The sequence below is a fragment of the Paenibacillus sp. FW104-T2 genome (genome assembly GCF_058789975.1).
In genome coordinates this window covers 403,040-429,788 of sequence record NZ_JBYTCE010000002.1, presented here as the reverse complement: position 1 = coordinate 429,788, position 26,749 = coordinate 403,040, and the positions used below count along the sequence as shown (strand labels likewise).

Annotated in this window: 30 protein-coding genes; 1 reads left to right on the top strand and 29 read right to left on the bottom strand. The window is 47.7% G+C overall.

Going from position 1 to position 26,749, the window contains the following annotated elements; all coding sequences use genetic code 11:
* Positions 1–40 precede the first annotated feature (40 nt).
* From spoIVB to spoIIIAA, 24 genes are all read right to left on the bottom strand, one after another.
* Positions 41–1,372 carry a SpoIVB peptidase gene (gene spoIVB / locus AC3WQ3_RS04735; RefSeq protein ID WP_336780698.1) on the bottom strand — a complete coding sequence of 444 codons (1,332 nt, stop codon included), beginning with the start codon at positions 1,370–1,372 and terminating at the stop codon, positions 41–43.
* 102 nt (positions 1,373–1,474) lie between these two features.
* Positions 1,475–3,211: a DNA repair protein RecN gene (recN, locus tag AC3WQ3_RS04730; RefSeq protein WP_153979279.1), complete on the bottom strand. Its 1,737-nt coding sequence runs from the start codon at positions 3,209–3,211 to the stop codon at positions 1,475–1,477.
* Between the two features lie 53 nt (positions 3,212–3,264).
* Positions 3,265–3,714 (bottom strand): transcriptional regulator AhrC/ArgR, encoded by a 450-nt coding sequence (gene ahrC / locus AC3WQ3_RS04725; protein ID WP_336780696.1) that lies wholly within the window; start codon positions 3,712–3,714, stop codon positions 3,265–3,267.
* A gap of 35 nt (positions 3,715–3,749) precedes the next feature.
* The gene (locus AC3WQ3_RS04720; RefSeq protein WP_127537937.1) at positions 3,750–4,235 is read right to left on the bottom strand and encodes a hypothetical protein; all 486 of its coding nucleotides are present in this window, start codon (positions 4,233–4,235) and stop codon (positions 3,750–3,752) included.
* Between the two features lie 85 nt (positions 4,236–4,320).
* Complete coding sequence (locus tag AC3WQ3_RS04715) at positions 4,321–5,166, bottom strand: TlyA family RNA methyltransferase (protein ID WP_492471564.1); 846 nt, start codon at positions 5,164–5,166, stop codon at positions 4,321–4,323.
* Between the two features lie 54 nt (positions 5,167–5,220).
* The gene (dxs, locus tag AC3WQ3_RS04710; protein WP_492471563.1) at positions 5,221–7,128 is read right to left on the bottom strand and encodes a 1-deoxy-D-xylulose-5-phosphate synthase; all 1,908 of its coding nucleotides are present in this window, start codon (positions 7,126–7,128) and stop codon (positions 5,221–5,223) included.
* A gap of 285 nt (positions 7,129–7,413) precedes the next feature.
* On the bottom strand, positions 7,414–8,319 hold the full coding sequence (locus tag AC3WQ3_RS04705; RefSeq protein ID WP_492471575.1) for a polyprenyl synthetase family protein: 906 nt from the start codon (positions 8,317–8,319) through the stop codon (positions 7,414–7,416).
* Entirely contained in the window at positions 8,312–8,569 is a 258-nt protein-coding gene (gene xseB, locus AC3WQ3_RS04700; protein WP_095290439.1) for an exodeoxyribonuclease VII small subunit, read from the bottom strand. The genes AC3WQ3_RS04705 and xseB overlap by 8 nt, the downstream gene beginning before the upstream one ends.
* Entirely contained in the window at positions 8,559–9,923 is a 1,365-nt protein-coding gene (gene xseA, locus AC3WQ3_RS04695; protein ID WP_336780693.1) for an exodeoxyribonuclease VII large subunit, read from the bottom strand. The genes xseB and xseA overlap by 11 nt, the downstream gene beginning before the upstream one ends.
* An 8-nt stretch (positions 9,924–9,931) precedes the next feature.
* Complete coding sequence (gene folD / locus AC3WQ3_RS04690) at positions 9,932–10,789, bottom strand: bifunctional methylenetetrahydrofolate dehydrogenase/methenyltetrahydrofolate cyclohydrolase FolD (RefSeq protein WP_127537934.1); 858 nt, start codon at positions 10,787–10,789, stop codon at positions 9,932–9,934.
* A gap of 46 nt (positions 10,790–10,835) precedes the next feature.
* Positions 10,836–11,288, bottom strand: a complete 453-nt coding sequence (gene nusB, locus AC3WQ3_RS04685) for a transcription antitermination factor NusB (RefSeq protein WP_336780692.1) — start codon at positions 11,286–11,288, stop codon at positions 10,836–10,838.
* Positions 11,289–11,506: 218 nt separating this feature from the next.
* Positions 11,507–11,740 carry a DUF2273 domain-containing protein gene (locus AC3WQ3_RS04680; RefSeq protein ID WP_095290432.1) on the bottom strand — a complete coding sequence of 78 codons (234 nt, stop codon included), beginning with the start codon at positions 11,738–11,740 and terminating at the stop codon, positions 11,507–11,509.
* Positions 11,741–11,754: 14 nt separating this feature from the next.
* A complete protein-coding gene (gene amaP / locus AC3WQ3_RS04675) occupies positions 11,755–12,294 on the bottom strand; it encodes an alkaline shock response membrane anchor protein AmaP (protein ID WP_095290430.1) in 540 nt (179 codons plus the stop codon).
* 154 nt (positions 12,295–12,448) lie between these two features.
* Complete coding sequence (locus AC3WQ3_RS04670; RefSeq protein WP_024630996.1) at positions 12,449–12,859, bottom strand: Asp23/Gls24 family envelope stress response protein; 411 nt, start codon at positions 12,857–12,859, stop codon at positions 12,449–12,451.
* 228 nt (positions 12,860–13,087) lie between these two features.
* Positions 13,088–14,431: an acetyl-CoA carboxylase biotin carboxylase subunit gene (gene accC, locus AC3WQ3_RS04665; RefSeq protein WP_095359280.1), complete on the bottom strand. Its 1,344-nt coding sequence runs from the start codon at positions 14,429–14,431 to the stop codon at positions 13,088–13,090.
* 56 nt (positions 14,432–14,487) lie between these two features.
* Entirely contained in the window at positions 14,488–14,955 is a 468-nt protein-coding gene (gene accB, locus AC3WQ3_RS04660; RefSeq protein ID WP_095359390.1) for an acetyl-CoA carboxylase biotin carboxyl carrier protein, read from the bottom strand.
* 138 nt (positions 14,956–15,093) lie between these two features.
* On the bottom strand, positions 15,094–15,924 hold the full coding sequence (locus tag AC3WQ3_RS04655; protein WP_492471562.1) for a SpoIIIAH-like family protein: 831 nt from the start codon (positions 15,922–15,924) through the stop codon (positions 15,094–15,096).
* Between the two features lie 68 nt (positions 15,925–15,992).
* Complete coding sequence (gene spoIIIAG / locus AC3WQ3_RS04650) at positions 15,993–16,631, bottom strand: stage III sporulation protein AG (protein WP_492471561.1); 639 nt, start codon at positions 16,629–16,631, stop codon at positions 15,993–15,995.
* A 17-nt stretch (positions 16,632–16,648) separates the two neighbouring features.
* Positions 16,649–17,515 (bottom strand): stage III sporulation protein AF, encoded by an 867-nt coding sequence (spoIIIAF, locus tag AC3WQ3_RS04645; RefSeq protein WP_492471560.1) that lies wholly within the window; start codon positions 17,513–17,515, stop codon positions 16,649–16,651.
* A 30-nt stretch (positions 17,516–17,545) separates the two neighbouring features.
* Complete coding sequence (gene spoIIIAE / locus AC3WQ3_RS04640; RefSeq protein WP_492471574.1) at positions 17,546–18,691, bottom strand: stage III sporulation protein AE; 1,146 nt, start codon at positions 18,689–18,691, stop codon at positions 17,546–17,548.
* Positions 18,692–18,763: 72 nt separating this feature from the next.
* Entirely contained in the window at positions 18,764–19,153 is a 390-nt protein-coding gene (spoIIIAD, locus tag AC3WQ3_RS04635; RefSeq protein WP_095359283.1) for a stage III sporulation protein AD, read from the bottom strand.
* 32 nt (positions 19,154–19,185) lie between these two features.
* The gene (gene spoIIIAC / locus AC3WQ3_RS04630; protein WP_017687585.1) at positions 19,186–19,389 is read right to left on the bottom strand and encodes a stage III sporulation protein AC; all 204 of its coding nucleotides are present in this window, start codon (positions 19,387–19,389) and stop codon (positions 19,186–19,188) included.
* 29 nt (positions 19,390–19,418) lie between these two features.
* Positions 19,419–19,937, bottom strand: coding sequence for a stage III sporulation protein SpoIIIAB (spoIIIAB, locus tag AC3WQ3_RS04625; RefSeq protein WP_095359284.1), 519 nt, complete (start codon positions 19,935–19,937; stop codon positions 19,419–19,421).
* Positions 19,930–20,934 carry a stage III sporulation protein AA gene (gene spoIIIAA, locus AC3WQ3_RS04620; protein ID WP_127537930.1) on the bottom strand — a complete coding sequence of 335 codons (1,005 nt, stop codon included), beginning with the start codon at positions 20,932–20,934 and terminating at the stop codon, positions 19,930–19,932. Before spoIIIAA ends, spoIIIAB begins: the two co-directional genes overlap by 8 nt.
* Positions 20,935–21,199: 265 nt before the next feature.
* Between spoIIIAA and AC3WQ3_RS04615 the strand changes: the two genes are divergently transcribed.
* On the top strand, positions 21,200–21,949 hold the full coding sequence (locus AC3WQ3_RS04615) for a 2-phosphosulfolactate phosphatase (protein ID WP_336780688.1): 750 nt from the start codon (positions 21,200–21,202) through the stop codon (positions 21,947–21,949).
* 77 nt (positions 21,950–22,026) lie between these two features.
* Here the strand turns inward: AC3WQ3_RS04615 and AC3WQ3_RS04610 are convergent, their stop codons facing one another.
* The 5 genes from AC3WQ3_RS04610 to AC3WQ3_RS04590 all read right to left on the bottom strand — a co-directional run bounded on the left by AC3WQ3_RS04610 (position 22,027) and on the right by AC3WQ3_RS04590 (position 26,551).
* A complete protein-coding gene (locus tag AC3WQ3_RS04610) occupies positions 22,027–23,280 on the bottom strand; it encodes an aspartate kinase (protein ID WP_110759098.1) in 1,254 nt (417 codons plus the stop codon).
* Between the two features lie 190 nt (positions 23,281–23,470).
* Positions 23,471–24,028 carry an elongation factor P gene (gene efp / locus AC3WQ3_RS04605; protein ID WP_154895518.1) on the bottom strand — a complete coding sequence of 186 codons (558 nt, stop codon included), beginning with the start codon at positions 24,026–24,028 and terminating at the stop codon, positions 23,471–23,473.
* 313 nt (positions 24,029–24,341) lie between these two features.
* A complete protein-coding gene (locus tag AC3WQ3_RS04600) occupies positions 24,342–25,415 on the bottom strand; it encodes a M24 family metallopeptidase (protein ID WP_127537928.1) in 1,074 nt (357 codons plus the stop codon).
* Positions 25,416–25,454: 39 nt separating this feature from the next.
* The gene (gene aroQ, locus AC3WQ3_RS04595; RefSeq protein WP_095290410.1) at positions 25,455–25,898 is read right to left on the bottom strand and encodes a type II 3-dehydroquinate dehydratase; all 444 of its coding nucleotides are present in this window, start codon (positions 25,896–25,898) and stop codon (positions 25,455–25,457) included.
* A gap of 77 nt (positions 25,899–25,975) precedes the next feature.
* Complete coding sequence (locus AC3WQ3_RS04590) at positions 25,976–26,551, bottom strand: YqhR family membrane protein (protein WP_492471559.1); 576 nt, start codon at positions 26,549–26,551, stop codon at positions 25,976–25,978.
* Between the last annotated feature and the right edge of the window lie 198 nt (positions 26,552–26,749).

Sequence of the window (26,749 nt, the reverse complement as noted above, 5' to 3'; positions counted from 1 at the left end):
ATAATTATCTTTTCCATTCGACAAAAAATCTTAAGGCGGTTTAACCGGCCTTAAGATTTTTTGCTTTTTCCTTTTTGATCATCACGCCGGCATCCTGTAACATCCACTCGATGAAACACCCGTAACCTGATTTAGGGTCATTAACAAACACATGTGTCACAGCGCCAATAAGCTTGCCATTCTGAACGATTGGGCTGCCGCTCATTCCCTGAACGATCCCACCCGTTTTATCAAGCAGCTTAGGATCTGTAATGCGAAGCACAAGACCTTTGGTTGCAGGCTCCGATTGATCGGCCACATGGACAATATCGATGGCGAAACGTTCAACCTGCTGACCATCGACAACAGTCAAAATTTCTGCCGGTCCTTCCTTCACTTCATGTGAGAAAGCGACAGGAATTCCTTTGGTGTATAAACTGTGATCGGGATTGTCGGACATCTTACCGAATATGCCAAAAGCCGTATTACGTTCAATATTGCCTAATATTTTGCTTTCCTTAAGAAAATGTGCGCGTTTTTCACCCGGATCTCCGGATTCACTTTTGGATATAGACGTCACATTTGACTGGACAATCTGTCCACTGCCAACAACAATGGATGTTTGAGTATTCATATCCGTAATCACATGCCCCAAAGCTCCATACACGCCTTGGTCTGGTGCGTAGAACGTTAAAGTACCTACGCCAGCCGCAGAATCACGAATGTACAATCCAAGCCTCCAGGCCTGATCCTCGGCATCGTATGCTGGTGTGAGTCGTGTTTTAACGGTTTCCTTCCCACGTTGCAATACCACATCGATCCCTTTTTTACTTTTTCCTGCTTGCTCTACAGCTTCAGCAACGCCTGCAACACCATCCAGACGTTTGCCATTCATATGGGTTATCAGATCCCCAAGTTTAATGCCTGCTGTTTCTCCTGGAGAGACTCTTTGGTCTCCTTCAGCATGGACCAAGTGATGACCTACAACCAAAATCCCAGCGGACTTTACTTTTACGCCAATGGTTTGACCCCCGGGTACAACTCGCAAATCCGGAATCACGTTCACATTAACCGTTTTGACCGGAATTTTGCCCCACAGCTTCAAGGTTAATTTCGCTTGCCCTGTCTGCTGAGGATGAAGATGCAATGGTTGCTGCTTCGTGACATGCACTGCTTGCTCCTGTCCATCTAAACCAACAATATCCGGTCGGTCTACAACGGCGCTGGAAGAAGCCGGTACAGCGAGTCGTACATCTGCTTGCCTGCCTGCAAATACCTGTAATTCGTCAGGTAAGGAGGCATAACTCTGCACAGGCTGAATGGCCTGGCTGATTACACATAGAAAGAAGGCAAATAAAAGACCTAGCAATTTCTTCCTGAGGGGGGAATTCAATGGCTGTCACACTCCCTTTGCTTCTTTCGCTTGACGAAAGGTGGTCGCCAATTGCGTACCTATAAGATAACCTTGCCCCCAGGCTTTTATTACTGTCAATCATTACGCCGGTCGCTCGTTTCCTCCTTTTTTGGCTTCCGCCAAATTCAGCATTTCCTGTGCATGATGCAATGTTTTTTCTGTAATTTCAACACCACCGAGCATACGTGCCAATTCCTTCACTCTGCCCTCGTTTGACAGCGATTCCACCTGCGTCATTGTACGCCCGTCAACGACATGTTTTTCAATGAGATACTGGTGATCTGCCATACAGGCGACTTGTGGCAAGTGTGTAATCGAAAATACTTGGCAGGTTGAGGATAAACGGAACAGTTTCTCTGCAATCGATTGTGCTGCTCGTCCGCTAACTCCTGTGTCAACCTCGTCAAATATAAGGACTGGAATTCGATCGTGACGCGCAAAAATACTCTTCATGGCAAGCATCATTCGGGATAACTCACCACCTGATGCAATTTTACCTAATGGGCGCAGCGGTTCGCCCGGATTCGGCGAGATGAGAAATTCGGCATTGTCCGCTCCCTGACGACTCAGCCGGAGCCTGCGCCCGTTCCATTCAATCCCCTTCGGATCTTCTGATGGCGTTATTTGTACACGAAGCGTTGTACGCTCCATTTGAAGATCCTTCAGCTCACTCTCCACCTGAGCAGCGAGTTCATCGGCACACTGCTTGCGTACCCGGCTCAGATCCTCTGCAGAATCCATCACCAGCACCAGGAGCTTGTCACGCTCAGCACGCAGTTTCTCCAGGCGCTCGTCCTTGTTTTCCAGCTGGTCTGTTTCATGGCTAATCTGTTCATAATAATTCAAAATAAGGTCAACACTGTCCCCGTACTTCCGTCTTAGACCAGAAATCAAGTTTAAGCGCTGCTCAACCTCCTCCAGTCGACCGGGGTTAAACTCGATCTTCTCACGGTAATCCCTTAACTGGAATGTCGCATCCTCTAATTGATAAAAGGCCGACTGCAGCTGTTCTACGATTGGCTGCAGTCCTTTGCTATCGTAACCAGAGATATCTTCTATCCGGGAGAGGGCAATGCTTACTGCCTCGAGTCCGCGCTGACCACTGAGCAGATCATATGCACCGGCAACACTGTCCATCATTTTCTCACTATGGGATAGCTTGACCCGTTCCTCTCCAAGTAATTCATCTTCACCGCTTGTTAACCCGGCAGCAGCAATCTCCTCCAGTTGAAAACGATACATATCCAGCAGCTGATATGCACGCTGACTTGACTCCTGAAGGGCACGCAGTTCTTTCTCAGCAGTAATGAACCGGCTGTACCTTTCCTGATATTCCGACTTTACTGGACCAATGACAGCTGCTCCGTAGGTATCCAGTAAGCCCAGATGGCTTTCAGCACGCAGCAAACTTTGGTGCTCGTGCTGACCATGAATATTAATCAGTTTTTCTCCCACTTCTCGCAGCATCGTCAGATTGACCAACTGACCATTGATGCGGGATGTGCTCTTACCCTGTGTATTCAGCTCCCGTCTAATCACGAGGTGTTCTTCAGGTTCACAATGAATCCCAAGCTTCTCCAGTGTTTCCCACACCGGATGACCCTGTTCCATCTCGAACAGGGCTTCCATCTCCGCTTTGTCACAACCGTAACGGATCAGATCGGCCGAACTCCGGCCACCTGCGATCAAACCGAGCGCATCTATAATGATTGATTTACCTGCACCTGTTTCCCCTGATAACACATGAAATCCTGCGTGAAATACTACATCCACTTCTTCTACAACAGCCAGATTACGAATCGATAATGTAACTAGCATCGGCCAAAGCACCTCCGGATGACAAACTCAGCAATTATGTTTAAAATCGGATTTTAAGAAATGTAACCCATAATTCGATCGATAACCGTCACGCTATTTTCTTCAGTACGGCAAATGATGAGAATCGTATCGTCACCACAGATTGTACCCATAACTTCAGTCCATTCAATATTGTCCAGCAAGGCCGCAATGGAGTTTGCCGTTCCTGGCAGACATTTCATTACAACCAGATTATTGGTGTGGTCAATATGGAGAAAGTTATCCACTAATGCCCGTTTCAACTTCTGGATTGGATTATACCGTTGGTCTGTTGGCAGTGAGTACTTGTAACGACCATCATCCATTGGAATTTTGATCAACAGCAATTCTTTAATATCACGGGATACCGTGGCCTGTGTCACCTGAAAACCGGCTTGACGCAGCGCTTCAACCAGATCATCCTGGGTTTCTATTTCATTCTGACTAATAATTTCACGTATCTTAATGTGTCGTTGTCCTTTCATACATGCCTCCAGTTTAAATAGTTACCATTGATTCCCTAGCTTAGATCATCCCCATCATATACATCTTCCTCATAATCCATCAAACGGATGATCTTCACGCTGGATTCTTCCGTATCCACGTACAATATACCTTCACAACCTGGATACAACAATAAATAGTACAAAAAGCGATCCCGTATGGCAGGACCTGTGAATTCCACCGGCTGTCTACGCCTTGACGTCTTGACCAAATATCTGATCTCATCACGCTCGGCAACATAATCAACAAACAGCCGACTATAAAAAACGGATTCATTGACCTCAAAGGCGAGCGGTATTTTCATTTTGCCTCCGATGACTTCATACCCCTCTGCTTCAAGCAGATCAACAACCGGGGAATGCGGTATGTCGGAATTCAGCTGCATGCCTGACAAACTTACCGGTACCGGTCGATTCAGCCAATTACGCAAACCGTAAAAGAGCCATATGATTAAAATGACAGCAAGTACACCAATAACGATTGTGTCGGATTGCCCATTCATCATCGTTCACCTCGAAGACTTATTCGAGGTCCGGCAGTCGATCTCCTGTTAATAGGATCACCTTTCCAGCGAAAAGAAACTCATCCTATGATGAGTTTCCCGTAAAAGTATGTGCGGCTTCCATAGCAACTTGCTGGGCAAGTGCATCGAGTGAAGCCAGATCCTTCTCTTGTTGTGATGCATCCGGTTCTTCCAGACGCCAATGAGCGAGAAATTCGATATTGCCCTCTCCACCGGTAATAGGCGAGAAGGTTAAGCCCCGAAGTTTTAAACCAAGTTCATTCGCGAAGTGAAGCATGGTTTCCAGTACTTCCTTGTGTACTTTTGGATCCCGAACCACACCAGACTTACCTACCTTCTCACGTCCTGCCTCAAATTGAGGCTTGATCAATGCTACAATATCTGCCGGCTGCTTCAGGAGAGCAAGCAAGGGCGGCAGTATAATACGCAGCGATATGAAGGATACATCAATGCTGGCAAAGTTTGGCTCAGGTCCAATTAAATCCTCAGGCGTCACATATCGAAAATTGGTTCTTTCCATCACGGTAACCCGGTCATCATTGCGTAACGACCAGTCCAGCTGATTGTAACCTACATCAATGGCATATACATGCGATGCTCCATGTTGTAATGCACAATCCGTAAATCCACCCGTTGAGGAACCAATATCAAGCATGACCAGGCCGTTCATGTCAAGGACGAAGTGTTTAATTGCTTTTTCAAGCTTCAATCCACCCCGCCCCACATAAGGATGCACCGAGCCTTTAACCTTTAGTTCAGCTTCCCGTGGTATTTTCATGCCTGCCTTTTCTATTCGTTCATTGTTGGCATACACCAGTCCAGCCATGATTGCCGCTTTTGCCTTCTCACGACTTTCATAATAACCCTGCTCGACCAGTAGAACATCAATTCGTTCTTTCGGGAGTGACATGTCTTTCTCCTATCATATAGTTAATTCATTTATATAGGTAAAGCAATCCATTGATCAAGAAGGAAAGCGGGTTCTGGACATGCCGTAAGAGGTTTGAGCTGCCAAACTGCGCAGCTGCACACATACGTTATCTACCGTAAGCCCAACTTCAGCCCGTTGTTCATTGATGCTGCCATGTTCAATGAATCGATCCGGAATCCCCATAAGATCAACATGTACATCATGCAGACCCTGTTCAGCATAGAACTCAAGCACCGCGCTGCCCATACTGCCTGCTTGAGAAGCTTCTTCAAGCACAATCAGTTTGGTACCACGAATCGCGAGATCACGAAGCATTTGCTCATCCAGTGGCTTGAGGAAACGTGCATTGATCACTCCGACTGTAATGCCTTCCTTTTTCACGGTTTCAGCTGCTTCTTCAGCAACTTGAACCATGGAACCCGAAGCGATAATGGCATAACCTTCAGATGGGCGCAGCTGTTCCCAAGTACCGATTGGAATCGGTACGAGCTGCTCATCCATTGGAACGCCTACCACATTGTTTCGAGGATACCGGTAAGCAATAGGTCCTTCATTGTAATCAAGTGCCGTTTTCATCATGTGACGCAGTTCATTCTCATCCTTCGGCATCATAAGTACAATGTTAGGAATATGTCTCATAAACGCCACATCATACACGCCTTGATGCGTCTCTCCATCAGGTCCAACAAACCCCGCACGGTCAATGGCAAAGATCACATTGGCATTATGACGGCAGATATCATGCACGATCTGATCATAAGCCCGCTGCATAAACGTAGAATATACAGCAAAGACAGGCTTCAGGCCTTCCATGGCCAGTGCAGCACACATGGTTGCCGCATGCTGCTCTGCAATCCCTACATCAATCATGCGGTCCGGGAATTCCTTGCTAAATGGAATAAGCCCCGATCCTGTCGGCATAGCAGGCGTTACAGCAACAATACGCTGGTCTTCTTTCGCAAGTTCAACGAGTGTCTGACCGAATATTTCGGTGTACATTGGTTTGCCAACTGCCTTGAGCACCTGACCGGATTCTATTTTATAAGGAGAGATACCATGCCATTTGTGTGAATCTGCCTCAGCTGGCTGGTATCCCTTACCCTTGGTTGTTAGAACATGAACGAGAACGGGTCCCTCCACGTTATCCGCTTGCTTGAACGTCTCAATTAATTTGGGAATGTCATGTCCATCGATAGGTCCCAAATAAGTGAAGCCGAGTTCTTCAAACAAAACACCTGGAACCATCATATATTTGACGCTATCCTTAATCCAGCTTGCCGATTTAGCCAAACGGTCTCCAATGGCAGGAATCTTTTTGAGCATTCCTTCCACATCATCCTTGGCTTTAAGATAATGGCGATCGGAACGGATTTTGCTTAAATATTTATGCATCGCCCCAACATTGGGTGCAATGGACATTTCATTATCATTCAAAATGACCATCAGTTTTTTCTGCTCATGACCAATATGATTAAGTGCCTCAAAGGCCATACCACCTGTAAGAGCTCCATCACCAATCATGGCAATAACCTGATTATCTTCACCCTTCAAATCACGTGCAAGAGCCATACCCATGGCAGCAGACAAAGATGTACTACTGTGTCCAGCCTCCCATACATCATGCTCGCTCTCATTACGCTTGACGAACCCGCACAATCCATTGTGCTGACGCAATGTATCAAAACGGTCCATGCGTCCAGTAAGAATTTTATGCACATACGCTTGATGCCCTACATCGTAAATCATTTTGTCTACGGGACTGTTATAACAGTAGTGCAGGGCTACCGTGAGCTCAACCACGCCTAAATTCGGTGCCAGATGCCCCCCCGTTACGGACAATTTCTCAATCAGAAATTGCCGAATCTCTGCGGATAATAAAACAAGATCATCCGGAGACATCGATTTTAGATCACTGGGTTGTTTAATTTGTGGAAGCAGCACGAGAATCTCCCCGCTTTCCTAGATTGTTTGATTAATTGGATAACACTTTTCAAACTGAATTTTATTAAATAACATTAAATCATTATAACATAAAAGAACAGGAATCATAATTTACGGCTTCATACTCCAGATTGCGAGCTTTTTCGCCAGCAAGACAAGTGAATTGAACCATTATTATGTATCCGTTATGTCAAATGTAATCACCGTGCAAAAAGCACATTAACATTATTACACCGATCTAAATCTTACGAAACAGCCGCAGGGCAGTTTCATTTACTTTTTAGACTAATGATCTCTGCGCATTAAATAATCTGCGATCTCCATCAACCGCGATGAATCTGACAAGTCAGCTCTGCCAAGAGCCTCTTTTGCAGATTGGGTCAAGGACTTCACCTGTTCTTGAGACGCTTCCATACCTATGAAAAATGGATAAGTCACCTTTTGCTGATTTACATCACTTTGGGTTTTCTTGCCCATTTTTTGCTCATCCCCAGTCAGATCAAGGATATCGTCCTGAATCTGAAAAGCAAGACCAAGATCACGTCCGAATACACGCAGTGCATCAAGCTGTCCTTCTGTTGCACCACCAATACGGGCACCAGCCAGCAATGAGAACACGATCAAATCACCGGTTTTATGCAAATGAATGTACTGCAGTTGTTCCAGATCCGTCATCCCTTGCTCACCTTCCATATCGGCCACTTGCCCACCAACCATGCCACGGGCACCAGCCAATTCGGAAAGATCCTCCACAATAGAAAGCAAAGCTTCTGCTGGCACACCGTTCTTGCGGCCTGCTTGCACCACACTATAGAACGCATGAGTCAACAAAGCATCCCCTGCAAGAATCGCGGTGGCTTCACCGTAAACCTTGTGATTCGTTAATTTTCCCCGACGATAGTCATCATTATCCATTGCAGGCAGGTCATCGTGGATAAGAGAATAGGTGTGTACCATTTCCACGGCGCAGGCTACCGGTAGCGAAGCTGCACGCTGTGCTCCGAGGGCTTCCGCCGCAGCGACGACCAGAAGAGGACGGAGGCGCTTGCCTCCAGCCATAAGTGAGTACTGCATCGCATCACGCAGGGATTGAGGCACATCCCAGTGAACTGGGAGAATCTCTTTTAAAGCTTCCGTAACCTCATCTGTAGTCTGTTGGAGATACTGTTCAAAGGAAGGACGACTACTCATTGCCTTCACCGCTCTCAACTTCCGAAGCACCGAACGGCTTCTTCCGAAGTTCCCCATCTTCTTCTACGATCATTTCAATCTTGCGTTCCACTTGTTCCAGCTTGATTCCACATAACTGGGAGAGTTTCATTCCTCGCTGAAACAGATCAATGGCCTGTTCTAATGGAACATCCCCATGTTCCAGCTGAGCTACGATATCTTCAAGTGCCGCCATTGCCTCTTCAAAATTCAGTTCCGGTTCATTCGCCATGGATGTTGTCATCCTCCTTCATTCCCCAAACCTGACAGTCCAGCTGTCCGTCTGTTAATTTAATCTTAATTGAATCTCCAGGCTGCACTTCCTTCAACGATTTGATCAGTCTTTGCTCCTGCTCGTCATACACCAGACTATATCCCCGAGACATGACTTTTAGCGGGCTTAGAGCATCGAGGTGGCGCACGGAAGATTTCCATTGCTGCTGCTTCGATCTGACGATAGACCTCATCGCAAGTTCAAGCTGACGCCGCGCTGCGGCATTTTCCCGTTGAGCCGTATTCACCTGTTCGCGCGGATTAAACCGCTGCAGAGCAGCACGAAGACGCTCCTGTTTCTCCGCGGTCCATTTCATTCGTGTATCTACTGTCCTCAAAAGCCGCTGTTGCAGCATGTCCAATCGTTCTGTATGCTGCATCAATGTCCGTCTTGGGTGAACAAGTACCGGCGAACGCTGTAATCTTGCAAGTCGTTCACGGTTATGTGCAGCCCGTTGACGTAGACTATGCTGTAGCTGACGCTGTCTTAGCGCAATCTGGTCAAGCAGCTCTGCACGGTTTGGCACAGCCAGTTCAGCAGCCGCTGTTGGCGTCGCAGCCCGCAAGTCTGCAGCAAAGTCTGCAATGGTAAAATCGGTTTCGTGTCCGACTGCAGAGATCACTGGGATATCTGAATCAACAATGGCTCTTGCGACCATCTCTTCATTAAAAGCCCACAGTTCCTCCAGTGATCCCCCGCCCCGGCCTACAATCAGCACGTCCGCTTCACCAAGGAGATTCAGGTTGCGAATGGCTTTTACGATCGAAGGTGCTGCGCCTTTACCCTGAACCAGAACAGGATATAGAAGAACTTTCGCAGAAGGGTATCTGCGCTGCAATGTTATCATGATATCCCGTACAGCTGCTCCTGTAGGAGACGTAACTACACCGATCGTTTTGGGATACCTCGGAATAGCACGTTTCCTGGACGAAGAGAAAAGCCCCTCATCCTCGAGCTTCTTTTTCAATTGCTCATAAGCCAGATAGAGGCTTCCGATTCCGTCAGGCTGCATCTGAGTAGCGTAAAATTGATATTGACCGTCCCGCTCATAAACCGATACATTTCCACGAGCAATAACCCTTGCACCCTCCTTTGGCACAAAGGGCAATCGCTGATTATGGGACGCGAACATAATAGCCTTAATCCGGCTGTCCTTATCCTTCAATGTAAAATACATATGGCCGCTAGAGTGATGTGTGAAGTTGGATATCTCCCCACGCAGCCAGACGTCCGACAGGACCTGATCGGATTCCAATTTCATTCGGATATACCGATTCAGGTCTTTGATGGAGTAGATCTGCCGATCTGCCACAAATGTACCTAGGCCAATCCGTGAGCGCGTTTGGCAGCGATCAGTGTATTTTGCATCAGCATGGTGATCGTCATTGGTCCAACGCCACCCGGAACTGGAGTAATAGGACCGGAAACTTCCTTCACACTTTCAAAATCCACGTCTCCCGCCAATTTACCATTGTCCAAACGGTTCATACCCACATCGATGACTACAGCACCCGGTTTCACATAATCGGCATCCACGAAGTTTGCACGACCGATTGCTACGACCAATATGTCGGCTTGACGCGTAATTTCTTTCATGTTTGCCGTACGTGAATGACACATTGTTACAGTTGCATTCTCACGTTGAAGCAGCAAAGATACCGGCTTGCCCACAATATTGCTGCGTCCGATCACAACAGCATGCTTACCTGACATTTCCAATCCTGTCCGCTTGATCAGTTCAATCACTCCAGCAGGTGTACATGGCAGCAAACTGTCATCGCCGATCACAAGGTTACCCACATTGACCGGATGGAAACCGTCCACATCTTTTTCAACCGCTATTGCATCAATAACAGCTTTCTCCTCAATATGCTTCGGTAATGGGAGCTGAACGAGAATCCCGTTGATCGAGCTCTGATTGTTCAGCTTGTCCACCAGAGCCAGCAAGTCCTCTTGGGACGTATCTGCATCCAGACGATGTACTTCGGAGTAAAAACCGAGATCGTGACAAGCTTTTTCCTTATTTCGCACATAGACTTGGGATGCCGGATCTTCCCCGACGAGCACAACAGCCAGACCAGGCACAACCCCCTGTTCGCTAAGCTGCTTCACTTCTTCAGTTATGCCTGCGCGGATCTCCTGGGACACTTCTTTACCGTTAATAATAGATGCTGTCATTGTACTCTCTCTCCCTTATGTGAACATTTAATAAGTAACTCGCTATTTAGGACAATTTCGCTTTGATCGTGTCAACTTCCTGGATCATGCGTCCAAGCACACCGTTAACAAACTTCCCGGATTCTTCTGTACCAAAATGCTTGGACAGTTCAATCGCTTCGTTGACCGATACTTTCGCCGGAACGTCTTCCCGAAACACCATTTCATATGCGGCCAGCCGCAAGATCTGACGGTCTACCCGAGATAGACGGCTAATTTGCCAGCCCTTGAGATAATCCACCAGCAATCCGTCGATGGCTTCCTTGTGATTCCATGTTCCTTGAACAATTTCCGTTACATAACTGCGCATTACATCTGCATCGTGAATAACGACTTCCGTTTCATTTTCCTCGGCCGCTTCGTTAATCAGCATATTTACAGCTTCAGCTGCACCCACTTCATTCATTTCCATCTGATACAGACTTTGTACCGCAATTTCCCTTGCCAAACGTCTTTTCATGTCCTGCCTCCTGCAGCGCTCATTCGAGCGTCATCATGCTTATTTTAAAATAAAAGAACCATCCACGCATCATGTTTGTGATGCTAATCGAAGTGGCCTTTACGATATGGTTATTGTTATCCCTTTTCACAAAAAAACCTGCAGTACGTTTCCTCCAAAAAACGGGCATATTAAACTAAGCTCTTTTCGGAAGAAACATATTGCAGGGTTCAGGTGGCTCACTTAAACGGACGCCAGCGCTCTCCGAGCCATTGTCCCCATTCCCTCCAGGGAATGAACAAGCCCAGCTTCGAATCGCTTCGTCTGCCTAATGTATAACCGATGAACACCAAAAGTGCAAAGAACAACATATCCCAAAACCCGGTAAACAAATAAAGAAATCCAAAAAAGATGCCGCCCACAATTCCGGTTATCCGGCCTCTGTGACTATCCCAAATCTCTCTCCACAGCATCAGTGAAACTCACCTCATTCCACTCGACTCTTGTAGTTAGGCGACTGGGTAACATTGGCAACATACACGGTTACATTCGAAACCGGGATCCCCGTAATCTCGTGTACATGATCATGTATGGCCTTTTGCAAATCCGAACTCAGCGTTGGAATTGGCGTCTCGCCATCGACCACTGCACGGATCATTATCTCCAATCCTGACTCAACCACACGAATACGTGCCTTAACATCGCGTACTCCCCGGAAGCGGGAAGTTGCTTTCAGGCAGAGATTTTCAATGGTCTCCATTGAGATCTGCACATCACCGTATTCCGTACGCTGATCTACAGATGGCAACGAAGCCCGCCCACGCCGTACCGAGATGTAAAAAAAACGCAAACTCAGGATAAACAAAATCGCAGCTGCAACAACGGCTGCAACAATGACGTTCTGTTCCTGCTGGTAATTCAATTCGTAAGGCAGTACTCCACTAATGAGTAGAATGACAACTGCCGATATTGCTCCAACGCTTATGCTGTATATAAACAACAGAAGCCGATCCAGTATTTTCGCCACGAACTGCACAGCCTCCCTTGCTCACTAACGTTGCTGTAACCTGAACACATACATATCATGTCAACACGTTCTATCCATATGTCCCAATGGAAAATGAAGACATGTCCAAGACGGGATAACCCCCGGCAGTCATGCCGGGGGAATCTGTCTTCTTTTATTTTACACGCTGACTGTTCAGGTCAATCTCTTCCACTTTTTCAGTGCTTTTGAACTGAACGTCATGAATATGCACGTTAACCTCGTTCACATTCAATCCAGTCATATTCTCAATGGAGCGTTTAACATTTTGTTGGATTTCAGTAGCCACTTGGGGAAGACGATAACCATACTCGATGATAACCGATACATCCACTGCAGCCTCGCGTTGGCCCACTTCCACTTTAACGCCTTTGGAGAGGTTTTTGCGACCAAGCAATTCAGCAAATCCACCCGCGAAACCACCGCTCATGCCTGCTACTCCTTTAACTTCAACCGTAGCCAGCCCAGCGATTACTTCAATGACTTCAGGTGCGATCTGGATTTCACCGATATCCGTTCGTTCAAATTCTGTCGGTAGTGTACTCATAACTGTTCAACACACCTTTCGCGTAATAAGTTTGCGGCCATCCGTCAGGGCGCTGTCCTACAGGCTTGATGGCTTTGGACACCCTGCCGGCCCGGGAAATTCCGGAACCCCTGCAAGCAAACTTCACCACGAAAAGTGTGGGCTTATCCCTTGCAGGAGACATGCGCTCTTATTATTACATACTATATCATTTGGGCTAGATTATGACAAACAAGCCCAATATGCTTGTTAAATCTCGTTTTCCTCGAGGAATTTAATATCAAAATCGCCCCGAATGAATGTTGGATGTTCCAGCAATTTCTGATGGAAAGGAATCGTGGTAGAGATGCCTTCAATCGCAAACTCAGCGAGTGCACGTTTCATTTTGGCAATCGCCTCTTCCCTGTTCGCACCCCACACAATCAACTTAGCGATCATGGAGTCATAAAACGGAGAAATCGTGTAGCCCGGATAAGCTGCGCTATCCACGCGGACCCCTGGACCACCTGGTGCAAGATAAAAACCAATTTTACCTGGTGAAGGCATAAAATTGCGATCCGGATCTTCAGCATTGATACGGCATTCGATCGACCATCCGTTGATGACAACATCTTCCTGACGGAATGACAGCGGGTTGCCTTCAGCTACTGAGATCATCTCGCGTATCAAATCCACGCCTGTCACCATTTCGGTAACAGGATGTTCCACTTGAATACGGGTATTCATTTCCATGAAATAGAATTCTCCGTTAGGGCTGAGCAAAAACTCAAGTGTTCCTGCACCGGAATAATCCACAGCCAGTGCTGCACGAACCGCAGCCTCGCCCATCCGTGTACGTACTTCCTCATTCAGCACTGGACAAGGTGCTTCTTCGACCAGCTTCTGACGACGGCGTTGAACAGAACAATCACGCTCGCCAAGGTGGACTGCGTTCCCATGCTTGTCGGCAATGATCTGAATCTCGACGTGTTTCATGCCTGTTAGGAATTTCTCTAGGTACACCCCGCCGTTGCCAAAAGCCTTTTGCGCTTCCTGCTGAGCAGCCGTAATCTGTTTGATCAGGGCTTCTTCATCTTCCGCGATACGAATCCCCTTACCTCCGCCACCTGCAGTAGCTTTGATAATAACAGGGTAGCCAATATCCCGGCCAAGCATGATCGCTTCTTCCATGCTTTCGACAAGACCGTCGGATCCCGGAATAACAGGAACGCCCGCGTCCTTCATCGTTTGCTTGGCGACAGCTTTGTCACCCATCTTGGTTATGGCTTCAGGGGAAGGACCGATAAAGGTGATGTTGCAGGAATCACAAATTTCCGCAAAATCGGCGTTCTCCGCAAGGAATCCATAACCAGGGTGTATTGCGTCACATTCCGTCAATGTCGCCACACTCATCAGGTTGGTGAAATTGAGATAGCTGTCTTTGGACAACGTAGGCCCAATACAATAGGCTTCGTCTGCAAGACGTACATGCAGAGAATCCTTGTCCGCTTCCGAATAAACCGCAACTGTCGAAATACCGAGCTCACGACAGGCACGAATAATGCGTACCGCGATCTCTCCACGGTTCGCAATCAGTATTTTTTGAAATTTCATTTCGTTATTGTCCTCCTTCGAAGCTAAAGCGGTTGCCGCTCCCCGGCGATTTACCGTTATTCCGGTTTAACCAGGAACAGGGGCTGTCCATACTCGACCAGCTGTCCGTTCTCAACCAGCACTTCAACGATTTCTCCCTTGATGTCGGCATCAAGCTCGTTCATCAGCTTCATCGCTTCAATGATACATACCGTTGTTTTATCAACAACCTTATCACCAACGCTCACAAAAGGACCCGCTTCCGGTGAGGAAGCTCTGTAAAAAGTACCCACCATCGGGGATACAATTTTATGTAAATGGCTTGTAGTATCCACTTGCGGAGCAGCTTCTGTTACAACTGCAGCAGGTTGTTGTGCCTGCGGAGCAGCAATGACTTGCGGTTGAACCGCAGCTGCCTGAACGTATTCGGTTTTACCCGGTTTGCGGATCGACAGACGTGATCCTTCATTTTCAATTTCCAACTCCTGAACGGAACTTTCATCTACCAGTTTGATCAGTTCTTTGATCTCACTCAATTTAAACATTTCCATTATTCACTCCTTCGGCATCATGCCAGTCTCACTAGGACGGTCATATGGCTTTATGTATTATATCATAATCGTTAAAAATGGAAAGAGCCCGAGACTTTAACAAGCTCCCGGGGCACTTCTCCATGGATCAGATTACTGTTCTGTCACGTATTGCACGCTGATTCTGTTTTGCGTAACGGCGAGCTCTTTCATGACTAAGTCCACGATAGAAACTGCCTGCTTAACGTCCAGTTTATCACTAAGCACGACTACTTTATACTTGTCAGCATCTTCTTGTACGATCGCATTGGCGAACTGTTGGGACAGCGTTTCTTCAATGCCGTTAATTTTGGCTTCTTTTTCCTCCAATGCACGGAGCTCTTCAGTCGCTTTCGCATTTTCCTCTGGCGTTTTGCTCAGATCGCCGGCAATGGTCATAAGTTCCTCATACTTGCGATTGTTGCTCTCTTCGCGCTGCCATTGATAATTTTGGAACTGACTGCTTGCGGATGCCGCCGTATTTTGTTCTTCCATCTCCTTCAGTACTTCTTCATCCGTTTTGGTTGCATTTCCCTCGGTTTGACTGCTGGCATCAGGTGTGGTGGCCGTTCCTTTATCTGCTTCTTCATTCGTTTCAGCCTTGTTCTCACCTGATTCTGCTGCTGGAGTTTGCTCTGTTTCAGCAGCCTGCTGTCCTTCAGCAGCCGCAGGATTCTCCGTTTCCTCGGAAGCTGTCTGGCCTGCAGGATCAGAACCGGTTACTTCGCCTTCGTTCACAACTTCATTGATAACCAAACCTTCTGTAGGATCAAGAATGCCGGCTGTCTCTTTGACTTCCCCCTGATTGATACCATCCACTTGCTGGCTCTCCGCCACTGGGGCATTAACTGGACCAGCATCTTCAGTGAACAGATAATATGCGGACAAAATGACCATCAGACTCAGCATAGAAACGAGCCATACCGTTTGGCGTTTGTTATTCATTAGAACTTCCTCCTCAAATTAGCTTGATTCGTATAATAACTGGGCCATTCCACTCGGATTGCACTTGACTAGTCCTGCTTACGCGGCACGACCGATATTCGGTATGCAGCGACATTCAGTCCTTTTTCCACAGCATCGGTTATCAAATCCTTCACGACTTTGTTTTCGGCACCTTTGGCAACGACGAGCACCCCCCTGATCTGTGGTTTGAGCTTTTTCGTAACAATCGGTGTCTGATCCCCTGAAATTTCATAAGTAATGATCTCGCCATCGCGGGTATATTGGGTCATGTGCCTCTTGCCTCCGTTTGCATCCGTCTCCTCGGTCAGCTGCTGCGAATCTTTTACGTTTCGTTGCACGACCAATTCCTCGGTGGAATCGACAGTGACCATGACATCCACCGTTCCTACACCAACGATGTTTTCAAGTACACCCTTGATCTTGTCTTCAAATGCGAATTCTATGGCCTGAAACGGATTTTGATCTGCCAGATCAGTTGGTAAAGACGCCATCGATGCTACCGGATCCGGGGGTTCTCGTCCAATGTTCTCGGAATCAATCTTTTTCACATTGACGAAGGAGTTAAACAGCATAATTCCTACTCCGATCAGGCCCAGAATGATGAGCCAGCGGAACGTCTGGCTTCGTCTGGCTCCGCCTTCGCCTCCACCGAGCAGGCCTTCAATCTTTTTAAGCCATTGCTTCATCGGATACCCTCCTTTTTTTACAACGCCTGAGCGCTTTTCTGTTCCTTCACCTGTACGTTGGTGGCATCAATATCCCACTTTTCGGTGAGAAGTGTAATAATTTGCACAGCTTGCTCGGAGCGGGACGTCCCTTGTTCTTTTTGATCATTGCCTCCAGAAGCTCCATTCACAGGCTCGGATACGGTCCCATTCGTTTCATCTTGGTCCAGAGAACCTTCATTAACTGCATGTTGGTTAACATTCTCTTTGCCCACCTCAATCTGTACTTCAGGCACCTGTACCTGTCCAATCTCGATTGGCTGCGGAGATGAAGCTGCTTCGGAAGAATCCCCAGCTTGTTCAGATTCAAACACCGGGCTGGAGTTTACCGCTGTACCTTGCTGCTCAGTATCATTTCGCTTCCCGCTCCCAGGAGGGGACATTTGCACGATGACACTTTTAATCACGGGCAGATCCCCTTCGGAAGAAGCCTCTGTATCGGCCTGGCGTTTGGACATGACCAACTGGACTTCAACGGATTGAACCCGTTCTCCCGTCGTTTCCTCGATCTGCCCTTTCATCACACTCGCGAGTTCCCGTGCCGTCCACTGCAGGGATTGTTCCTGCTCATTCGATTGCAGCTGCCTGCCTTGAGCCAAGATCTGTTCCAGTGTAACATTCGCATCCGATGGTGATTCCATGGCTGTCATGGCCCGCTTCAGTTCACCAACCGGATCACTCCGCAGCAGCTTGGTAATGGGCGACAGGAGTGTTAGGAGGATGAGGAGGCTCAGCACAAGCTTGACGTAACGCTCCATGGAGCGGTTGGGTAACAGCATATCCACGAATGTTGCCAGCAGCACGATCATGATCAATTCCCGGAGCCAAGTGCTCAGCCACCCCATCCTTCCAGCTCCTTTCCCGAGATCACCCGCTCATCTCATCATGATTGTCAGGTTGCCCGCAGTAAGCAGTATCGTAATTGCCAGAAAAAACATCAATCCCACGGCAGCCAGAGCTGCGAAGACATAGATCATCGATTTCCCTATGGCTTGCAGGCAACCAACGATCGGCGTATCTCCTAACGGCTGCATGATTGCTCCCGTAATGTTGTAGATAAGGGCAAGTGTCAATATTTTCAGCGCAGGAAACGCACATAAAAACAGGATGATAATGACACCCGTAAGGCCAATGGCGTTTTTGACCAGCATGGAAGCCGTGATAACCGTGTCTGTTGCATCTGCAAATGTTCTTCCCACAATGGGGACAAAATTGCCTGCGATATACTTGGCGGCTTTGAGGCTTACGCCATCTGCAACGGAGCTTGAAGCCCCCTGTACGGAGATAACTCCGAGAAACATCGTCAGCAGAATGCCGAGTAATGCAACGCTAATGTTGCGAAGCAGATCTGCCAGTTGAGTCAGCTTATATTTGTCTGATATTGAACTGACAAGGTGCAGTACAGCCGAGAAAAATAATAGCGGAAATACAACGATGTGAATCAGCGTGCTGACCAGATGGATCATGAAAATGATCAGCGGATGCGTAACAGAAACGGTAATGATGTTTCCCATGGAGGCCAGGAGTGTGAATAGTAAAGGCACCATAGCCATCATAAAGTTGACCATACCTTCAATGGCTTCCTTGGCATATCCAATGGCTACGCTGAAGCTGTTAATCGCAATGACGATGATGACCATGTAACAGAGGGAGTAGGCGATTTTACTTATGTTGTTTTTCTCAAATGCGGTCTGCAGTGTTTCCAAAATCATGCTCAGAACACTCAGCATCACGATGGTGACGAGCAGTTTGCCGTTATATAAAATCTCATGCAGCATGAAAGTGCCAATGGCCACAAACACTGATTTTAGACTGAATCCCTCATTGCCCGGGATAAGCATATCCATGAAAGAAGGGGTCTTCCCATCCGGAAAAAAGCCACCATATTGCTGCATGAGCTGATCCCAATATTTCTCCACTTGATCCTTGGGAAGCTGATCGGCCTGCTGCTGCATCCATTCATCCGTGGGTGAGCTTGAGCCTGCTGCAACCTGTCCCATTATGGCAAACAGAAAACACATCACCAGCACGATTGTAAGGCGCCATCGCTGCTTGTCTTGCATCATGTTCATTTGCTGTATGCACGCCTCCTTCTAGACCGGCATCAGCTTCATGACGGTTTCAATAATAATGCTGATGATCGGAATAGCGAGTACGAGGATCAATACCTTACCGGCAAGTTCAATCTTGGAAGCGATGCTCTCCTGCCCGGCATCCCTTACAATCTGAGCACCGAATTCGGCAATGTATGCTATACCAATAATTTTCAACACCGTTTTCAGATAGATATTTTCCATGCCTGAATTTTCGGCCAGCCGCTTCAGCACCTCAATCACAGCGCCAATCTTGCCAATGAGCAGCATGAAAATCACAATGCCTGTCGCAGCCGCAATCAGAAAGGCAAACATCGGCTTCTGTTCCTTAACGATGAGAATAAGAACTGTTGCAATCAGGGCTAGACCCACGACTTGGATAATTTCCACAGGTCACCACCATCCCGGCTTCATGACCGTTTTCATTGAAACAGAAAGATCGATTTGATCTCTTGCAGCAGGCTGTCCAGCATGCGAACAACCATGAACAATACAACGACAAATCCGATCACGGTCACCCAGTGCGCCATATCTTCCTTTCCCATTTGTTTCAGCACCGTATGAATCATCGCAATGATGATTCCGATGCCCGCAATTTGGAAAATTGCGTTCACTTCTAGATTCATGACCTTGGCACCTCACTATCGCGGCAATTTCAAAAGATCAGAATGACGATTAACGCTCCGACAAGCATCCCGAGACTGCGGCTCATCCGTTCGTATTTCATTTGATCGGCTTGAGCACGGGATTCCTCATGCATAAGTTGTTGAATGGCTAGCGAAATGTGTTTGGTCTGATCCTGACGGTCGCTGGTGCCAAGGCTGTAGCTTAATTGCAGCATGACTTCCCTCTCATCTGCTTTCATCGCTGATTTTCCCCATGCTTGTTCAATTCCGGACTGCAGACTCTCTCGTGCCGTGTGACCCAGAGGAGGCTCCATTTGCTTGGCTGCATGAAGAAACAGGGTTTTGACAGGCTCTCTGGTTTGAACTCCCATTTTCCCCATCGCATCGGGAAGCGGGGTCAGTCCGTAGTTGATCTCCGTCATCAACCGCTGCAGGGCAGCAATCAATTCTCGCAGCTGTCTAGGTCTGAGCGCATACTGTTTGGCACGGTAAAAACCCGCGAGTGTGCTGGCAAGCAGAATCATTACAGCACCCAGCATGTTAACCAAAGGCTTCACCTCCTGCCTCGGTCTGCTGAAGACCTCGCATTTTGCCATCGGCCACCTTGAAGCTCATGCCTCTGCTCGTCCGCTGCAGCTGAACATAACGCTGAAACATCTGTGCTGCGATTAAGGTGCGTAATGCAGGCCTGGATGACAGCTCGGACAGATCCCGGCCGTGGGCAGTTGCAATAACCGAAACACCGGAATGCAGTGCCTCCATCACAGCTTCTGCATCTTCCGGACGACCGATCTCGTCCACGATAAGCACGTCTGGCGACATGGAACGAAGCATCATCATCATGCCTTCCGCCTTGGGACAACCATCCATGACATCGGTTCGGGGACCGATGTCAAACCCGGGTACACCTTTATAACTTCCGGCGATCTCGGATCGCTCATCCACAATGCCAACCTTAAGACGTGGCCTTAGCCCCTGAATCAGCTCACTGACACCTGTTAGCTTGGTTCCACTACTGATTTGTCTGGCCAAATCTCGCAGCAACGTCGTTTTCCCTTGCTGAGGCGGTGAGAGTATCAACGTGTGGAATACCTGTCCGCTCTTCAGATCCAACAGGTGGGGCAGGATTCGATCAGCTACCCCATGTACTTCCCGAGCTACCCTGACGTTGAAACCATTAATATCACGCAAATATTCCACTCGGCCGCCGCTTAACACCGTTCTGCCGGCCAATCCAATTCGGTGGCCTCCCGGAATGGTGATGAATCCTTTGCGCAGCTCTTCTTCCAGCGTATAGAGCGAATGATTGCTGATCAGATCCAGAAGCCGGTGTGTTACCTCTTTTTGAGGAATATAAGCTTCTTCAGGCTTCGCTGTCGTGCTGCCTTGTGCAGTAAGGAAGTGATAGGCGTTCCCAGCATTGATCTCGAGCGGCCTTCCTTCGCGGATACGTACTTCCTCCACTTGTTCCAATATAGCGGGCGGCATCCTTCCCAGAATGGTTCGAATCGGTTCCGGAAAGAGATCCTTCCAGTTCACCTTCATGAATAGGCCCCTCCAACCCTAAAATCGTATTTACCGCGTATCAGGTGCTTGTTCCTATCTCAAGTCTATGCCTGTACATTCAATTTATGACGCTGAAATCTAGCATTTCTTTCAGAACAGGCTTGAGAGTCAAATATCATAGATCCAGGCTTCTTCTAGGCACCCGTCTATATCATCATGCATATAGTGCTTGCAGACAGGTGAAATCCATTCCGGAGGGAAGAAAGTACCATCTATCCCCAATTGAAGAGAGGAGTTGTGGGGAGTGCAAGTCGACGTGGTAGGCAATGTGAATGAAGTCCGAAGAATCGATATCGCAGGGCGAAGTGCCGTTGTAATCGACGTGCTGCGTACAACAAGTACAATCGTTACAGCCTTGGCCTATGATGCTGCGGGTGTCATCGCGGTGGAGACCGTTCCTCAAGCCAAACAGATGACTGTTAAAGATTCGATTCGCGGAGGGGAGCGGTTCAACAAAAAAATCGCTGGATTCGAGGTGGGCAATTCCCCCTATGAATATATGACGCAGGAGATCGCGGGTAAAACCGTGATCCTGACCACTACCGACGGGACACGTGCGCTGATCAAAGCTGCCAGGGCAAGACATGTGCTGGCGGGTTCATTTTTGAACGTGCAGGCTGTTGCAGCCGCTCTCTGCCTGCTCCGAAGGGACGTTCTTTTGTTATGTGCTGGAGATCAGGATGAATTCGCACTGGAAGATGGATTGTGTGCAGGATGCATTATTGAAGAGCTGTACCGTCAATCCCATTACCCTATCAGGCTGAACGATCTTGGCAAGGTACTGCATCAGGCGGTTACCCAGTGCGAGGACACTTTACCGGATCTTGTCCGTGTATCTACAGGTGCAAGGCGGCTTGACAAATTGGGCAGAATGCATGACGTCACTTACTGCTCCCAGTTAAACGTGCTCGACTGTGTACCAGAGATGAGAGAAGATCATCGTATGGAATTGTTTCGGGGCTTGGAGGGAGAAAGGATATCCAAATTACTGTAAAGCACAAAAAAAGGTGTTCTGTCGCCTGGATGGGGCGATACAGAACACCTTTTGATCATTTATACATAGGCATCAAATTATCTGCGAACTTGTGGACCGCCAACGACAGCCTGCTCTGCCGTGTCGAGATCATACGCTGTGTGCAGTGCTTTGATCACATCATGAAGTTTGTCACCATCGATGACGCAAGATACCTTAATTTCGGATGTGCTGACCATTTTGATGCTCACACCTTGAGAAGAGATCACTTGGAACATTTTGGCTGCAACTCCTGGATGGCTGACCATGCCAGCACCCACGATTGATACTTTAACCAAATTATCTTCCGATGTGACTTCACGGTATGGCAAACGGCTGTGAAGGCCCTCTAGGACACGCAGCGCGTTCTCGCGATCAGACAATGCCACCGAGAATGAAAAGTCTGCTTTACCGTCCATCACACCACTTTGTACGATAATATCGACATCGATCTGTTCAGATGCAAGTGCACCAAACACCTCGGCAAGAACTCCCGGTACGTCGGGAACTCCCAAAATACTGATACGAGCCACATTTTTGTCATAGGCAATTCCGCTTACCACGACGCCTTGTTCCATTGCTGCTTCCTCCTTCACAACCGTTCCTTCATTATGGTTAAAGCTGGATCTTACAATCAAAGGCACACCGGAATGCTTCGCGTATTCAACCGCACGCGGGTGCAGTACTGCGGCCCCCAGGTTTGCAAGTTCCAACATTTCGTCATACGAAATTTCCTTAAGCTTGCGTGCGACTTTGACAATCCGGGGATCTGTCGAATAGATTCCGTCTACATCCGTATAGATTTCACACGCATCTGCCTTGATGGCTGCTGCCAGCGCTACTGCCGTTGTATCCGATCCACCGCGACCAAGTGTTGTAATTTCTCCATCTTCGGTCATGCCCTGAAATCCTGCAACGATTACAATATTGCCGTCCGCAAGCGCTTCATTCACACGTTCCGGATGGATATTATTAATTCTTGCTTTTCCATGTACCGGTTCAGTACGGAAGCCTGCTTGCCATCCGGTAAACGAAATTGCCTTACGTCCCAGTGCCTGAATGGCCATGGATAATAGCGAAATCGAGATCTGCTCTCCTGTGGTCAGCAGCATATCCATTTCCCGCGCAGGCAATTCACTGTTCAGCAGCTTCGCCTGATCAATCAGATCATCTGTCGTATCTCCCATAGCCGAAACCACAACCACACACTGATGTCCTTCATCAGCTTTCTCTACAACACGTCCGGCTACACGCTTCATGCGTTCCGTATCTCCGACCGAGCTGCCCCCAAACTTCATGACGTACAATGACAACGCAAATCCACTCCCTACCTTGTGCAGTATGCATAATTATGTCCATCGCCATTATTCTCTCCGAAAAATGACTTTAACCCAGTATATTACGAAAGTGACTGATAGGCTAATCTTTTTTCGAAAAAACCCTCTGCCAAATCATTGGCAAAGGGTTGAAATCATTGTGTATTTTGCTAACACCCCGTGAAAGTTACGCGCGGGAAGAGTATTTACCTTCGCGTGTATCGATCAACAGCACATCGCCTTCGTTGATGAACAATGGCACTTGTACGTTCAGGCCAGTTTCCACTTTAGCGTTTTTGGTAGCACCTTGAGCAGTGTTACCTTTTACGCTTGGCTCAGTCTCGATAACTTTCAACTCTACGCTTGTCGGCAGGTCAATACCGAGGATCTCACCTTGGTAGCTAACGATTTTTACGTTCATGTTTTCTTTCAGGAAGTTCAATTCCCATTCCAGTTGGTCGCTTGTCAATGTGAACTGATCGTATGTTTCGTTGTCCATGAATGTATGCTCATTGCCACTTGCATACAGATAAGATACGCCACGGTTTTCGATGATCGCACGGCCAATCGTTTCACCTGCACGGAATGTACGCTCAACGGTGTTACCGTTACGCAGGTTTTTCAATTTGGAACGTACGAAGGCAGCGCCTTTACCTGGTTTAACGTGTTGGAAGTCAAGTACAGTGAAGATATCTCCATCCACTTGTACGGTCAAGCCTGTTTTAAAATCGTTTACTGAAATCACGAAAAATCCCTCCTGATATGGTTGAAAAGTAGGCGATAAAAGACGATGGTTAATTTATAGGTCGGTTCATCTCTGAATTGCTGACCATGTGCTAGAGTGGCCGTTACGGTTCGGATCGTTCCTCTGATCGCTGTTGTCTCCTCATTTTCTTAATTAGACTTAGCTAAGGTTAAAAATGAGGAGACAAACGCGAACGCTTCGCTTCTTCAGAATCGATTCCGCCCCTTCACTACTTTTGCAATGATCCAGAACAATCAGCAATAACCTGTACCTAAAAAATAAAAATCGTATTATATCGCTAGTGGCTAGAATGTTAGCCGATAACGGTGAACTTCTTGTCCGACTTCGTTAAGATATGAATGCCTGTTTCCGTAATAACCACGTCATCCTCAATACGTACGCCGCCAAGTCCATCAATGTAGATTCCCGGTTCAACGGTTACAACCATGCCCGGTTTCAACACATCGTCACTTAGTTTGGACAGGCGCGGAGCTTCGTGAACTTCCATACCCAGGCCGTGGCCTGTGCTATGTCCAAATTGATCTCCATATCCGTATCCTGCAATGATATCACGTGCCAGCGCATCTGCTTCCCGTCCGGTCATGCCCGGTTTCAGGTTTTCAAGCGTATGTAACTGGGCTTCCAGTACAATATCATAAATTTTACGCAGCTCTGGTACAGGTGTACCCGTTGCAATCGTGCGTGTCAGATCTGAACAGTATCCGTCAAGCAATGCACCGAAGTCAAATGTAATTAGCTCATTTTGTCCGATGACCTTGCTGCTCGCTACGCCATGCGGCATTGCGGAACGTTCACCCGAAGCTACAATGGTGTCGAAGGAAGAGGATGTCGCTCCATGCTTGCGCATGAAAAACTCCATTTCCAAATCCACTTCACGCTCAGTCATGCCCGGTTTGGCAAACTGTAAAACGTGGCTAAACGTAGCATCGGCCAGATCAGCAGCTTTTTGCATTACAGCGATTTCATCCTCATCCTTGAAGATGCGAAGTTGTTCAACGATGCCTGATACAGCTTTCAATTCAATGGATTGAAGTGCTTCAGCATAAGCGGAGTGCGTGCCAAATGTGACTGTATCCTGCTCGAAGCCAACCTCTTTGATGTTTGCTGATGCCAGCAGTTCCCGCACCGATTCCATCGGTTTTGGTCCATGCTCCACAACGGTAAATCCTTTTGCTTGCTGCGGTGCCTGTGTCATATAACGAAAATCAGTCAGCAGATAGGCTTCCTGTTCCGTAATCAGCACATATCCCGCTGACCCTGTAAAGCCCGTCATGTAACGACGGTTGATCGGGTTCGTAATCAGCATTGCGGTGAGTTCGCGCTCACGCATGGCCTCACGCAACTTATTTACTCGTTTGTTTTCCATCGGTAACCCTTCTTTCTCTCACATTCCCGGGTCCCCGGCTCAGGTTTGTTTGTCCAGATGACGCACGAGAGCCAGCAGCCCCAGTTCATAGCTTACTTCGCCAAATCCGGCAATCTGCCCGATTGTTTCTGCAGCAATCACTGAATGATGTCTGAAAGCTTCGCGTGCATGAATGTTGGATAGATGTACTTCCACAGTAGGCACTTTGACTGCATTAATCGCATCACGTATAGCATAGCTGTAATGGGTGAACGCTCCGGCATTCAGCATGATTCCGTCTGCATCGTCCATCGCTGCATGAATACGATCAATGATGTCTCCCTCGTGGTTGGATTGATAAAAAGCGATGGAGACGCCAAGCTCCTCAGCCTGTCTGCGAATCTTGTCCTCAATATCCTTCAGACTAAGCGTTCCATAGATGCCAGGTTCACGTATACCAAGCATGTTCAGGTTCGGGCCATTGATCACAACAATCCGTTTCATAGCTGCTCCATCCTTTCTGCAAATAACCATCTGCTATTTTAACACAGCCATTGCCGGATTGAGAAGCTTTTTTGCGGCTATGCTCCCGCTTTCTCGGGCTCGCGTTTCCGTTCGTCCGTGTACTCCATGGCTACGGTATAGCCGATGAACAGCCCCCACAGCAAAAAGAAGCAAAACTCAGTGATAATGGAATCCCAAGTCAGACGGTTTATCGGCTTCACCATGTCCAGTTTGGGGCCAACCAGTACAAAGATGATCAGCCACCAAACGATCCCGTAACCAATACCGGGCAAGGGGCCTTTCCATTTTCTCAGCGTATATGTGTAAATTAGTGCAGCCACAATGGAGAACACAATGAAAAACAGCCAGCCTGTCAGATGCCCTGCAGCGGTATAGATGTACTCATGTTTGAAAAAGGGCTCCGCCAAAAAGCCCAACGGGATGATACTGAAGTGAAGCAGGTAGTTTAGCCAATGTATCCCTCCCCAAATAAAGCCTGCAAAGAAACCAAGCTCCACTGCAAAAGAAAACGGTTTGGTATAATAATGCTGCCCCTGGCGCTGCTTGGAGCGTCTGCCCTGATTCGCCTGAATTTCCGCATCCCCATGCTTTGTATCCACATGAGAAGCGTGTCTATCCGTATATTCTGCCATCTATATTCTCCTTTGCCTCAGTCATCTGTGTCTAAATAAAACCAGATTTCGATCATTCTCTACCGGGTAGTATGTTCAGAACAGGACAAACTTAACAACAACATCTCAAGGTTTGTCCCTGAAACTAGAAATCGGTCTCAAAATTCGATACAATAGGGGTATAAAACTACCTTTGAACCTGAGGGTATAGAACAGAAT